The sequence below is a fragment of the Curtobacterium flaccumfaciens genome (assembly GCF_013359815.1).
In the GTDB taxonomy this organism is placed as follows: domain Bacteria; phylum Actinomycetota; class Actinomycetes; order Actinomycetales; family Microbacteriaceae; genus Curtobacterium; species Curtobacterium flaccumfaciens.
Genome location: NZ_JABMCF010000029.1, coordinates 53,823 through 66,592 on the forward strand (window position 1 = coordinate 53,823; position 12,770 = coordinate 66,592).

The window sequence follows — 12,770 nt, forward strand, 5'->3', positions numbered from 1 at the left end:
CTCTCATCTTGAGCGCTGCTAGCGTTCGTTCAACTGGTCCGATGATGGCGAAGGGTGGCAACGATGCCGTTCTGTGCCCCTCGTCGACTGTTCTCCACCAAGCCTGCGCCCGAGTTCGTCGGACCGCGGCCGATCCCTCCCGGAGTCATGGCAACGCAGAACTGAGCTGACCACGAAGGTCGGCCCCTCCCCGCCGCGAGCGTTCTGCTCGCGTGCTTCTGCTTGCCCGCGCCGTCGTACGACGGCGGTGCGACGACTTCACGGGACCACATCCATGCTCTTCACCCCTGCCCGGTTTCGGGCCTCACTCGCGAGCTTGCGCGAACACCGTTTCGTCACCTTCGCAGTCTTGACCGACACCATCGGCGCCGGCCTCACGCTGCCACTGACGATCGTCTACTTCACCATCACCACCGATGTGCCGCTTGCAGTGCTCGGTGCCGTCTCCACCGTCGCGACACTGATTGCTCTCCCGATCGGACTGGTCGGTGGCGTCCTCACCGATCGATTCGGCGCGAAGGCGTCGATGATCCTCAACAACCTCCTCTCGGCAGCGGGCTTCACGCTCTACCTGTTCGCCCATGACCCGATGATGATCTTCGCGGCGATCTTCCTCGCCAACGGCTCCGAGCGGCTCTACTGGACCTCATGGACCGCGTACGTCCACGACCTCGCTGAAGGCCGCCCGTTCGAGCGGTGGTTCGCGTTCCTCGAAGCGACGAAGGCCGCAGCGCTCGGCGCTGGCGCGATCATCGCCGCGGTCACCCTCGCGAACGGCCACCAAGACGGGTTGCGGTGGCTGGTCCTCGCCAACGTCGTCACCAGCGTTCTGGCGGCCGGCGTGTTCGCGACGCAACCCACCGGGCATCGATCCACGCCGACGTCCGCCCTCGCCGATGCGGAAGGGGCGGACACGACCGGGTCACTTCGTTCCTTCATCGCCGACCGGTCGATGCGACTCATCACGCTCGGACAGTTCCTCATCGGTCCCGCAATGGTGTTGCCGAACGTCGCGTTCAGCGTTCTGTTCGTCGAGCAGTGGGGCATGTCCCCAGCGGTCGCTCCCGTCCAGTTCGCTGTCGCTACGGGCCTGTGCGCGTTGCTCCAGACCTCCGTGACCCGCTGGGTTGCTGGTCAGCAGCGTGGAACGCTCATCGCGCTCGGTGCAGTCTTGACTGCCGCGACCGCAGCACCGCTCATCGTTCTTCCTCCGCTGCACGGGCTGGCGGCGTGGTCCTTCGTCATCGTGGTCGCGATCCTGCTGGCAGCTGCGGACATGATCTACCTCCCGGCCGCCAACGCGGTCATGGCCGAAGCTCCACACCCTCGAATCCGCGGCCGAGCGATCGGGGTGTTCCAGACCGCGAGCTCGATCGGCATGGCACTGTTCCCGCTCACTCTCGGACTCTTGGACTCGCGCACGCCCCGGCTGCTCTGGCTCATCGCCACGGGTGTGTTCCTCGCCGCCGCCTGGGCTTGGCACAGAGCGGTCCGGGGTTTGCCGGGACGCGTACAAGTCGCGGAGCCGACCGACATCGACGCTTGAACAGTGTCTTGGGCGAACTGTCTTGCTGGAAGCGTCGCGGTCTGCCAGCGTTGGCGCATGGGCGAGGACGCGACCACGCTGCGTGGAGTGCCCGGGTTCCGCCCGTACTGGTCTGCTGCGACCGTCTCGTCGTTCGGATCCGCAGTCAGTGCGGTCGCCGTACCGGTTCTCGTGGTGACCGTGCTGCACGCCAGCCCGTTCGAGGTGGGGCTGGTGAACGCTGCCCAGTTCCTCCCGTACGCGTTGTTCGGGCTGATCGTCGGCGCGTACGTCGATCGATTCCGGCGCAAGCCACTCCTGATCTGGGCGAGTGTCGGTCGTGGCGTGTGCCTGGGCGCGATCCCGGTGCTCTGGTTCACCGGGCTCTTGAACCTCTGGGTGACGGCGGCGGCGTTGTTCGTGTTCGGCATCCTGTCGGTCATCGGATTCGCCGCGACGCAGTCCCTCCTCCCTCGAATCGTCCCTCGCCCGCTCCTCCTGGCGGCGAATGCGCGGGTCGACCAGAGTGATGCGGCAGCGCAGACGGTGGGCCCGGCTCTCGGAGGTGTCCTGGTCAGCATCGTGACCGCGCCGGTCGCGATCGCCCTCGACGCGGTGAGCTACTTCATCGACGCCGTCCTCATCGCGCGCGTCCGCGTCATCGAGCAGACTCCAGCGCGCACGGCGGGTGCGCGGTTGCGGAGCGACATCGCCGACGGTCTGCGGTGGACGTACGGTCATGCGACGCTCGCACCGCTGGCGCTGTCGACACATCTCTGGTTCCTCGCCAACGCCGCCGGACTGACGGTGTTCGCGACACTCGCGCTCCGCACCTTCGCGCTCCCAGCGGCCGTGTACGGGGGCATCCTCGCCGTCAGCGGTGTCGCGATGCTCCTCGGCGCCACCGCTGCGCCGCGCCTCGGTACCCGCTTCGGTGCCGGCCGGACGATCATCGCCGCTCGAGCCGCGTACCCGATCGCCTGGGCCGCCGTCACGCTCACGACGGTCGGCACCGGCACCGCAGGAACACCGGCGACCGTCGCGGTGTTGTTCGTCGCCTTCGCCGTGCACGGCGCTGCAGCGGGCTGCGAGAACGCGAACGAGATGAGTCTCCGCCAGACCGTCACACCCGACGCGCTGCTCGGTCGGATGAACGGCACGATGCGCAGCGCGAACAGGACCGTCGCGGCTGCAGGAGCAGTGGGCGGCGGCGCGCTCATGACCGTCGCTGGAGATGGCGTCGCGCTGCTCGCGGTGACCCTCGTGTTCGCCGGCGCCGTCGTCGTGGCGATGTGCTCACCACTCAGGACGATCGCCGTTCGGTAACGGATCGACCACCGAACGAGCCTGCCAGCGACTCAGGTTCGCTTCGACCGGTCACGCTCGGGTCGGGCGGATCCGTGGAGTGCGAAGCCGATCGCACCGACGATCGCAGCCAGCAATCCCATCGCCGCGATGACCAGCCCTCCGGCCACGAGCCCGATGTACTGGACGCCCGCACCGAGGAGCGCCATCACGAGACCCGCGACCAGAGCCCCGAGGCCGAACGCAAGGCCGAACACACGAGGCGGAATGCGAGAGAACATGATTCCATCCAACTATCAACGAGCGGCGCCGTAACGTTTTCGGGGTGGAACCCGTTCGTCCTCGACAAGGGCGCCAGCCAGTGCAAGGAACGAAGGTCTGATGTCTCCTCGCAGCTACAGGCAGGTCTCGGTGGCCCGCAACTGACGGACTGGAGGCCCGGTACCAGCCGGCACCGGGCCTCCAGTCCGTCAGTGGCACGCGTCCAGGGCCCGCGCTCCTGTCCTCGCGTCCCACGCGCGCTGCCGTGCCCGGCAGCACCGTCCGGTCACCCCCAGGTCAAGGGCTGTTCACCCGCTGCCGCTACCTCTGCTTGTCGGACCGCTGCCCGAGGGTCCCGATACCGGAGGACCCATGAACACCCGCACCACACTGTCCTGCGTTGCCGTCGCTGCCCTCGCCTCGCTGGTGTTCGCGGCACCGGCGCACGCCGACGAGGCCAGCTCCTACAGCAGCAAGCAGCCCTACATCGCCCCCAGCCAGTCGGACATCGACGCCTACTCGCCGGCACCGACGGGCTACGCACCCGTCGCCACGGAGTCGGTCGCCCGACACGGCTCCCGGGGACTCTCCGCGTACAAGTACGACGCGCTGCTGCACCGTCTCGCCGCGACCGCGCAGGCCGAGAACGGGTTCCTGACGCCGGAGATCGGGAAGGCGTTCTCCGCGAACCTCGATGCCATCACCGCGGCGAACGTCGCGAACGGCTACGGCATGCTCACCGGTCAGGGCGCCACCCAGCACCAGGGCATCGGAGCACGGGCCGCGCAGCGCAACAAGCAGCTGTTCGCAGCTGCGGCGAAGACGGGCGGGCGAGTGGTCGCCGAGACCTCGGGTGAGTCTCGCGCCACGGAGTCCGGCGAGAACTTCTTGCGGGGCTTCGGGGCCACGGGTGTCAAGCTCGAACCGCGCCCTGACCTGCTCTACTTCCACGACGTCGAGAACCCGGACGGCACCGACAAGGCCGAAGGGTCGCCCGAGCGCGAGCGCGCCCAGGCGTACGAGGACTACGTCGCCGCACAGACCGGCGACGGCGGCACGATCGCCGCAGCCTTGCAGTACATCGAGGCGAAGCCACGATCCGTCGAAGCGGCGAAGGACCTGCTCTCCGGCATCTTCACGCCCGGGTTCATCGCCGCGATCGGCACGGACAAGGCGCACACCTGGTACAACACCGCCGACGGTTCCAAGGGCGGCGCGGTGGCGTGTGCGCCCGATGCCGACACCAAGGCCGATCCCGATGCCTGCGGCGATCCCAAGAAGTCGATCAAGAGCACCGTCGATGCGGCGATGTCGCTGTACAACCTGTACATCATCGCGGCCGACATGCAGGAGGAGAACGTCGCTCCGCACCAGTTCGACTTCGCGCAGTACTTCGCTGGCCGGCCGGCGGATGCCGAGTGGTTCGCGTACCTGCTCGACGCCGAGGACTTCTACGAGAAGGGCCCGAGCCTCGCCGGGCACGACGAGACCTACTCGATCGCCGAGCCCCTGCTCGATGACTTCTTCGCCACGATCGACGCCCGCGTCGCAGGCGGTGACGTGGTCGCGACCTTCCGCTTCGCGCACGCCGAGACGATCATCCCGTTCGCTGCGCTGCTGCGTCTGCCGGGATCCACCGTCGCCGCGCCCGACAATGCTGCTCCGACCTCGGACGCCGACGTCTACGACGACGCCACCAACCCGTGGCGAGGCTCCCAGGTGACACCGATGGCGGCGAACGTGCAATGGGACGTCGTGTCACGAGCAGGCATCGATCCGGCTACCGGAGCGACCTACACGCCGCTCGTGCGCATGCTCTACAACGAGCGGGAGATCGCGTTCGCCTCGGGGTGCCGTGCGGTCGCCGCAGGGTCGCACTGGGTCAAGGAGACCGAGCTCAAGCACTGCCTCACCGGCACGGCGATGACCGAGAGCCCGCTGATCGCTGCAGCCGTGCCAGGACCGACCGCGACGCCCACCGCGGAGCCCACGCCGACCCCGACCGTGACACCAGCGGCGCAGGGCGCCGGCGCACCGACGACCCCGGCGACGACCACACCGACGACCCCGGCGACGGCGACGGGCACGCTGGCCGCGACCGGAGCGGAGTCACCTGTCGGAACAGCGTTGCTCGCGACACTGCTCCTCCTGGCCGGCGCCGGGACGCTGGTGCTGCGTCGCCGGCGTCGCCTGCGACCCACCGAGTGACACCGACGCGGATCCGCGGCTTCTCGAGATGACCAGCCGGTACCGGCGCCCCGCGCCAGCGGGGTGACGGACGGACTGGAGGCACGGTGCCAGCTGGCACCGCGCCTCCAGTCCGTCAACGCCACCCGTCCAGTGCCGCGACCCGTCCCGGAAGAAACGGAAGGCCCGTTCCGCCGCCGTCAGATCGTGCTGGCGTCGAGGACGAACCGGTAGCGGACGTCACTCTTGAGCATCCGGGTGTAGGAGTCGTTGATGTCGGTCGCGGCCACGGTTTCGATCTCCGCGGCGAGGCCGTGCTCGGCACAGAAGTCGAGCATCTCCTGGGTTTCGGCGATGCCACCGATCATGGAGCCCGCCAGCGCGCGGTTCCCGACGATCAGCGAGAACGCGTGCAACGGCAGCGGCTGGTCGGGGATGCCGACCATGACCATGGTCCCCTCGGCGTGCAGGAGACCGAGGTACGCGCCGAGGTCGATCGGGGCGGACACCGTCGACAGGATGAGGTCGAAGCGGCCGGCGAGTTCGGTGAAGGTCGCGGGGTCCGAGGTCGCACGGTAGTCCGAGGCTCCGAGACGCAGCCCGTCCTCCCGCTTGCCGAGGCTCTGGGACAGCACGGTGACCTCTGCACCCATGGCGTCGGCGATCTTCACCGCCATGTGGCCGACCCCGCCGAGCCCGACGACCGCGACCCGCTTGCCGGGGCCGGTGTCCCAGCGCTTCAGCGGGGAGTACGTCGTGATGCCCGCGCAGAGCAGCGGTGCAGCGACGTCGAGGGGCAGGCTGTCCGCGATGCGGAGGACGAAGGCCTCGGTCACGACGACCTGCTTCGCGTACCCGCCGTACGTCGGCTTCCCGTCGCGACCGATCGCGTTGTAGGTGTCCGTGGCACCACGGAGGCACTGCTGCTCCTGGCCGGCGAGACACCGTTCGCACTCCCGACAGGAATCGACCAGACACCCGACGCCGACACGGTCGCCGACCTCGTGCGCCGTGACAGCGGAACCGACGCCCGCCACGACGCCCGCGATCTCATGACCCGGGACCATCGGGTACATCCCCGGGCCCCACTCATCGCGCGTCAGGTGGATGTCGGTGTGGCACAGACCCGTGAAGCGGACGTCGATGAGGACGTCGTGCTCGCCGAGCGCTCGGAGGTCGACCGTCGCCGGTTCCAAGAGGGCTCCGGCGGCGGGGGCAACGTATGCGGGGACGATCGGCATGGGTGGTTCTCCTCGACGGTGGTACCGGAGCAGGACGAGTCCTGCCCCACGAACACCGCAACACTCGCCCAGGACACCTGCCGGAGCCAGACACCCCTGTTGCGTACGCCCGCCGTGGGTACCACTGGCAGTGGTGGGCTGTCCGCACCCATCACGCACATACTGGATGGATGCGCTCCTTCGATCCGGCAGCACCCCTGGTGCGCGCGGACGAGGACGAGGGGCACGAACTCGGACGCTTCCTCGCTGCGAAGCGCGCCCGGATCCGACCGGACGACGTCGGGCTGCCGGCAGGTGGGCGCCGCCGTGTCCCGGGATTGCGCCGCGAAGAGGTCGCCATGCTCGCCGGCGTCTCCCCGGCCTACTACACCCGGTTGGAACAAGGCGATGCCGGACGGGTGTCGAACGAGGTGGTCAGCGCGCTGTCCCGCGCCCTGCGCCTGGCACCGGTGGAAGCTGAGCACCTCTTCCGACTCGTGGACCCACGAGGCGAGGTGCGGAGGAACACCTGCAGCAACGCTGTGGTCCGGCCGGAGCTGCAGTCGCTGCTCGACGCACTCAGCGAGGTCCCGGCGATGATCGTCGGCCGGCGGTCGGACATCCTGGCGTGGAACGCCCTCGCGTCGCTCCTCTTCGGCGACCTCGAGCGTCTCCCCCGATCGGAGCGCAACTGGGCACGGTTGGTGTTCCTCCACCCGGCGCACCGGGACCTCTTCATCGACTGGCACCAGAAGGCCGCCGACGTCGTCGGACAGCTCCGGATCGACGCCGGCTTCCACCCGACGGACCTCCACCTCGCCGCACTCGTCGGCGAACTCGCCATGAAGAGCACGACCTTCGCCCGGCTCTGGGCCCGACACGAGGTCCAGGACCACTGTCACCGCGTCCAGCACCTCGACCACCCCGCTGTGGGTCAGCTCGAGCTGCAGGTCGAATCGTTCCGCGTCGCAGGGGAAGAGGACAAGAGCCTCGTCACCTACCGAGCGGCGCCAGGATCACCGACGGACGCAGCCCTGCGGCAGCTGCGTGCAGGAACCGCGAACTCGTCCCACTAGCCACGGCACGGATGTGGGCAGCGACCCCGGCGGTGCGCTCGCCTGGACGGGAGTGAACCCTGCTCCCCCTCAGACTGCTGGCGGCGGTACTGCTCGCGGCCGGTGGACTCGTGTGGACGCTGCGGAGCCGGCGACGCCGCGCGCGTGCCTGAGCCCGACTGAGCGGTCACCCGTCACGGACGGATGACGGACGGACGGGAGGCCCGATGCCAGCTGGCACCGGGCCTCCCGTCCGTCCGTGGTCGCGCTGCGGATCCCCCGTCAAGCGTCCGCAGGAGGGTTGCGGCTGAAGACACAACTCCTAGACAAAACGTTCTACGTCTGACATGTTAACGGCTGAACGTCAGCGTCAAGAGAAGGAGTAGTCGATGAGCAAGATCGGCCAACAGGCCCGGCGCATCACCGCCGGCTTCACCGCAGCAGCCGTCGGGGGGATGGTGTTCCTCGGCACGACCCCCGCGCATGCGCAGGACGATGCCGGGAGCCAGGGAGTCATCGGCGGATGGTCGGAAAGCACCGGGACCGTCGATGGCGCAGGAACCGGAATGTCGGTGTTCGCGGTGAACCACCGTGGCGCATCGGAACGGAAGACCATAAGCGGGACGACGCACAAGCGCTCGCACGGTTGGACGACCTGGGCAGGGGTGCAGCACTACACGCGCGCGCGGCTCGAGCACGGCAGCAGGATCATCGCTGACTCCGGCCGGAAGTGGGGCAAGTCCGGCACGGAAGCAGTGACCGCGTGGAAGCCGTACCGACCGAACCAGCCCGGCAACGGTGTCGGTAGCGCGAAGACCTACTACGGCAGGTGACACATCGCAGCGGGTGCGAGCCGACGGCTCGCACCCGCTGCTGCGTGAGGAGAAGACGTGACGAAGCAACAGATCACAGCAATCGCGGGCCTGCTCCTGTTGGCAATGCTGTTGACGGTCTTGATCGGGGTGTTCGACGCTCGCCGACGTGTCATCGCCGCGGAGGGCAACGATCTTCGCTCCGGCCAGAGCGCGTGGGTGACCGCGACGATCGACGAACTCATGCGTGCTCGGAGCGCGTTCGAACCGGGGACGAAGGTGTTCGTGGGTCTGGATGGTGACGTCCGCGCCGTCGTGGTCCTGTCCGGAAAGTGGACAGACGTCCCACTGCACGACGGGCACGCTCTGACCGGGCGTCCCGGTGAGGCCCTCGTCGGCGCTGCCGTCGACGTCCGCGACGAGGACATCACCGTCGGTGGCAAGACCTACAACGTGGTGGGACGTCTCGGCGTCCGGGGCGACAGTCTGCTGTCCGACGATGTGGTCCTCGCTGATCCGTCGCGGTTTTCAGCGTCACCACAGCGGCTCCTCCTGGACGGCCCGCACAGCGTCCGCCACTACAGCGCAGAATTCCCCGGCAGGAGCATCGAGATCATCGACGACGGCACGAACCGCAGGACGAACGTCGACGCCGTGTCGCCGGTCTTGGTCGCGCTCGGCGCGCTCGTCATCATGCTCATCGCCGTGGTCGCAGGTCTTCAGGCCGGACGATGGGAACTCCGCGCCGCCGCCGTCCGCTTCACCACCGGGATCCGATCGCTCAACACCCTTCGCAGCGCGGCCGCCAGAGTCGCTGTGATCGGCGCCGCCGCCTGCGCGACCGCCCTCGCGGGCGCGGCAGTCGTCAGGCAGACCACCATCGTCGACCTCGACGTCACCCCTACGGTCGTCGCGGTCGGAACCGTCGTGCTTGCCGTGTCCGTCGCTTCGTTCTGGCAGGGAAGCCGTCGATGGAACTGCTGAACGATCTTCGATCCAACTGGACGATCATCGTCGCCAAGATCGTCTTGCTCGTGCTGCTCGCGCTCTGCTGGTACAACGTGGCGTCGTTCACCCAGTCCACCTCGCAGGCCGTCGCCCAGGGCCTGTCCGCTGATGCCGACGTCGACCTCTACACGGTGGTCGACGATCTCGACCCGGATGCGTTCGAAGCGATCCGGCGAGACCAGCACGCGCTCGACGACGTCGCCTCGTTCGTCGACCGCATCGATGACGAGCCCGGATTCGACTTCATCTCCTCGTACGACCAGCCCGTCACCGTCCAGGACTTCCGCGGCGACGACCGCTTCGACGTCGGCTACGGGACCGAGTACACGCTCAACGGGAAGTACCAGGACGAGTCCGGACGGAGCGTCCAGGACATCAAGTCCATTCAGCTCAACGAGACCGCGTACGAGTTCGCGGGGCTCTCCGTGCAGGACGGCAAGCCGATCGAGTGGAGCGCTGTCGACTGGGGATCCGGCCGGATCCCGGTGCTGCTCGGCAACGAGTACCGCGGCGTGTACGAGCTCGGAGAGCGACTCACCGGAGCGGTCATCCTGCAGGAACAGGAGCTCGAAGTCGTCGGTTTCCTCGAACCGAACAGCGGCATGTACTTCCGCGGTGAAGCGAACCACTACCTCGATGACACCGTCATCGTGCCCTACCCGCCGACACTCGCCGGACTCGACCGAGCAGCACTGGACCGACTGGATTCCGAGCTGTTCGGACGCCTGGTGTTCCAGGTGCTGAACTCCGACCTCGCCGTCGATCACAGCCTCGATTTCGGAGCCGTCGTCGCGCGTCTCGACGCGATCGGAGACGACACCGGCTTCCGGTCGTACACGTTGCTCGGAGTTCCGACCTACCTCGTGCAGCTCTCCCTCGTCCGCCAGCTCATCCAGGACAACCTGGTGCTCGTCACCACGCTGCTCGTCGTCCTCACCGCGGGCGTGGGCATCGTCACGGCGTTCCTCCACCGGCTCCTGCATCACCGTCGAGCGCCAGTTGCGCGGGTGCACCATCTCCTCGGGAGGAGCCCGGATGCCACGAACCGACTGTTCCGAGCAAGCCGCCTGACCGAGTTCACCGCGGCGCTCGGGCTGTTCCTCGCGACCAGCGCACTGCTCCCCAACGACAGCGAGATGGCTCGACTCGGCGCCGGCACCGCCCTGCTCCTCTGGTGCGTGGCGGACGGCGCACTCGGCCGGCGAGCCATCCGCATCGAACTGACCGCCCAACAGCGAAGAGGTACCCCACGATGATCGTGCTGCGCGACGTCTCGAAGACCATCACCGAGCCCGACGGATCGACCCGAGCGCTGTTCGACCGACTCGACTTCGACCTTCGTGAAGACGATCACTCGGTCGCGATCACCGGGCGGAGCGGATCCGGCAAGAGCACGCTGCTCCGGATCCTCGCCGGCCTCGACACCGACTTCGGCGGGACATACGAGCACGACGGGCACGTGCTCGAGCGCACCGCACGGAGGATGGCGGCGCATCGACTCCGACACATCGGCATCGTCACCCAGGACCACGGGCTCCTCGGCGACCGGAGCGTGCTCGACAACGTCCGGCTCGGCGTTCCTGCTCGCGCTGACTCCGCCGACCGAGCGCATGAGGCTCTCGAGGCGGTCGGCATCAGCCACCTCGCTGGCAAGCGCCCACGACGACTGTCAGGAGGAGAAGCGCAGCGCGTCGCGATCGCTCGAGCCATCGCGAAGCGCCCTGCCGTCGTCCTCGCCGATGAGCCCACCGGCGCACTGGACGAGGCGACCGAAGACGACGTGCTCGCCCTCTTCGATCGGCTGCAGCAAGCGGGAACCAAGTTCGTGATCGTCACCCACAGCGAGCGCGTTGCACAGCGATGTGGACGTCGACTGCAGCTACAACACGAGCAGCTCATCGCGCGCGGCACGTGACGGACTGGAGGCACGGTGCCGGCTGGCACCGGGCCTCCAGTCCGTCAGCGGTTGCGCTCCAGATCGCCGATCACGCGTGCGCAGAACGGTCGCGGCTGAAGAACTCGGCGAACATCTCCCGTTTCGCCGCGTGTGAATCGGGCTCGAGCTCGAGTCCCTCCATGTTGAGGTCGGTGCCGAACAGTCGCAGGATCCCAGGACCACTCGGCTCCGCGGTCCCGAGGGACACCGAGAACAGTGTCGGCAACACCTCGCCTGCGGCGATCCGCCGGGCCTCGGAAAACGCCGCACGGTACGTCGCGTCGGTGACGCGAATCACACTGACCGACCAACTCGTGGCGTCCCAGTCGGGCGCGACCATCTCGCCGCTCAGCGCGTGGAAGAAGTGCACGACGAATGTGTCACGCTCGCCTTCGGCGCCGTACCGCCGCTCGTCCACTTCCTCGATCTGCACGGACTCATCCTGTCAGCGTCAGCCGGGGCGTTCGAGCCCGCGGACCAGCCGAAGCATCCACCTTCGCCGGTACCATCTCGGCATGGCTGAAGCAGGTCTGCTCGCAGCGAGCATCGCAGTCCTGGTGGGTACGGTCGCGATCCTCGTGAATCGTGTGCGGACCCCGGCCTGGGTGCGTGACGCGCAGCTCACCTTGAACGCCAGCCCCGTGACCAGCCTGCTGCTGCTCCTGGTCGGTGCGCTCCTGGTCGCCCTCGTCCTCGCCTTCGGGATCTTCTTGCTCGCCACCAGGCACAGCGTCGTCGGGTGGGCCATGGTCTGTCTCGCTGCGACCGGGATCGCTCACCTCGGGGTGACCGTGTGGATCCGGCGACAGCCGCTCTCGTGATCAGGTGCGGAGTCAGGCCGTGGTCACTGTGGATGTTTTGCGGGAGACCCCATGCCGTTCGCGATCTGCGAGGCTCGGGTCATGTCGTGGCCACAGGCTGATCCCCTGGATTCGGATCGTCTCGCCCTGGAACCGCTTGCCGTTGACCACGCAGCCGAGATGCTGACCGCCCTGGCTCCACCAGAGCTCTACCGGTTCACTGGCGGCGAGCCACCAACCCTGGACGAACTGGGCGCACGGTACCGCCGCCAATCCCAGGGCCAGTCCGAGGACGGCAGCGCGGGTTGGCTGAACTGGATCGTCCGTCCTGCCTGCGGTGGACCGGCGATCGGATTCGTGCAGGCCACCCTCGAGCGCAAGGAGGACGGCCTCGTGGCGGACCTCGCCTGGCTGGTGACGCCAGAGGAACAGGGTCGAGGGATCGCCGTCGAGGCAGCAGCAACCGTCGTGACGTGGTTGCGTTCGATCGACGTCCGACACATCAGGGCTTTCATCCATCCCGATCACACCGCCTCGATGCAGGTAGCGCGACGGACCGGGCTTGCACCTACGAGCGCTCTGGTCGACGGCGAGCTCCTTTGGGAAGCCTTCTTGCCTACGGCCGCTGAGCACTGATCCCATCTGATAGCCGATCGTTCAC

Annotated in this window: 13 protein-coding genes; 10 read left to right on the forward strand and 3 right to left on the reverse strand. The window is 68.0% G+C overall.

Features of this window, described 5'->3' with window-relative positions:
- The first annotated feature begins 73 nt into the window (after window positions 1–73).
- Entirely contained in the window at window positions 74–1,546 is a 1,473-nt protein-coding gene (locus HP445_RS01840; protein ID WP_128781364.1) for an MFS transporter, read from the forward strand.
- A 57-nt stretch (window positions 1,547–1,603) separates the two neighbouring features.
- Entirely contained in the window at window positions 1,604–2,851 is a 1,248-nt protein-coding gene (locus tag HP445_RS01845) for an MFS transporter (protein ID WP_128781363.1), read from the forward strand.
- Between the two features lie 32 nt (window positions 2,852–2,883).
- Here HP445_RS01845 and HP445_RS01850 read toward each other — a convergent pair whose 3' ends face one another.
- Window positions 2,884–3,111 carry a hypothetical protein gene (locus tag HP445_RS01850; protein WP_128781362.1) on the reverse strand — a complete coding sequence of 76 codons (228 nt, stop codon included), beginning with the start codon at window positions 3,109–3,111 and terminating at the stop codon, window positions 2,884–2,886.
- Window positions 3,112–3,463: 352 nt separating this feature from the next.
- On the opposite strand from HP445_RS01850, the gene HP445_RS01855 reads away from it, so the two are divergent.
- A complete protein-coding gene (locus HP445_RS01855) occupies window positions 3,464–5,299 on the forward strand; it encodes a histidine-type phosphatase (RefSeq protein ID WP_128781361.1) in 1,836 nt (611 codons plus the stop codon).
- 179 nt (window positions 5,300–5,478) lie between these two features.
- On the opposite strand, the gene HP445_RS01860 is transcribed toward HP445_RS01855, so the two are convergent.
- Entirely contained in the window at window positions 5,479–6,519 is a 1,041-nt protein-coding gene (locus tag HP445_RS01860; RefSeq protein ID WP_128781360.1) for an NAD(P)-dependent alcohol dehydrogenase, read from the reverse strand.
- 170 nt (window positions 6,520–6,689) lie between these two features.
- Here HP445_RS01860 and HP445_RS01865 point away from each other — a divergent pair, with 170 nt between their 5' ends.
- From HP445_RS01865 to HP445_RS01885, 5 genes are all read left to right on the forward strand, one after another.
- Window positions 6,690–7,574, forward strand: a complete 885-nt coding sequence (locus tag HP445_RS01865) for a helix-turn-helix transcriptional regulator (protein WP_128781359.1) — start codon at window positions 6,690–6,692, stop codon at window positions 7,572–7,574.
- 368 nt (window positions 7,575–7,942) lie between these two features.
- Window positions 7,943–8,386 carry a hypothetical protein gene (locus tag HP445_RS01870; protein WP_128781358.1) on the forward strand — a complete coding sequence of 148 codons (444 nt, stop codon included), beginning with the start codon at window positions 7,943–7,945 and terminating at the stop codon, window positions 8,384–8,386.
- 57 nt (window positions 8,387–8,443) lie between these two features.
- Window positions 8,444–9,349: a hypothetical protein gene (locus HP445_RS01875; RefSeq protein ID WP_128781357.1), complete on the forward strand. Its 906-nt coding sequence runs from the start codon at window positions 8,444–8,446 to the stop codon at window positions 9,347–9,349.
- Window positions 9,337–10,629 (forward strand): hypothetical protein, encoded by a 1,293-nt coding sequence (locus HP445_RS01880; RefSeq protein WP_128781356.1) that lies wholly within the window; start codon window positions 9,337–9,339, stop codon window positions 10,627–10,629. The genes HP445_RS01875 and HP445_RS01880 overlap by 13 nt, the downstream gene beginning before the upstream one ends.
- A complete protein-coding gene (locus HP445_RS01885; protein WP_128781355.1) occupies window positions 10,626–11,288 on the forward strand; it encodes an ABC transporter ATP-binding protein in 663 nt (220 codons plus the stop codon). The genes HP445_RS01880 and HP445_RS01885 overlap by 4 nt, the downstream gene beginning before the upstream one ends.
- 70 nt (window positions 11,289–11,358) lie before the next feature.
- On the opposite strand, the gene HP445_RS01890 is transcribed toward HP445_RS01885, so the two are convergent.
- Window positions 11,359–11,742 carry a hypothetical protein gene (locus HP445_RS01890; protein ID WP_128781354.1) on the reverse strand — a complete coding sequence of 128 codons (384 nt, stop codon included), beginning with the start codon at window positions 11,740–11,742 and terminating at the stop codon, window positions 11,359–11,361.
- Window positions 11,743–11,824: 82 nt separating this feature from the next.
- Here HP445_RS01890 and HP445_RS01895 point away from each other — a divergent pair, with 82 nt between their 5' ends.
- Both HP445_RS01895 and HP445_RS01900 read left to right on the forward strand, forming a co-directional pair.
- Window positions 11,825–12,130 carry a hypothetical protein gene (locus HP445_RS01895; RefSeq protein WP_128781353.1) on the forward strand — a complete coding sequence of 102 codons (306 nt, stop codon included), beginning with the start codon at window positions 11,825–11,827 and terminating at the stop codon, window positions 12,128–12,130.
- 51 nt (window positions 12,131–12,181) lie between these two features.
- Window positions 12,182–12,745 (forward strand): GNAT family N-acetyltransferase, encoded by a 564-nt coding sequence (locus HP445_RS01900; RefSeq protein WP_241660465.1) that lies wholly within the window; start codon window positions 12,182–12,184, stop codon window positions 12,743–12,745.
- Window positions 12,746–12,770: the final 25 nt, after the last annotated feature.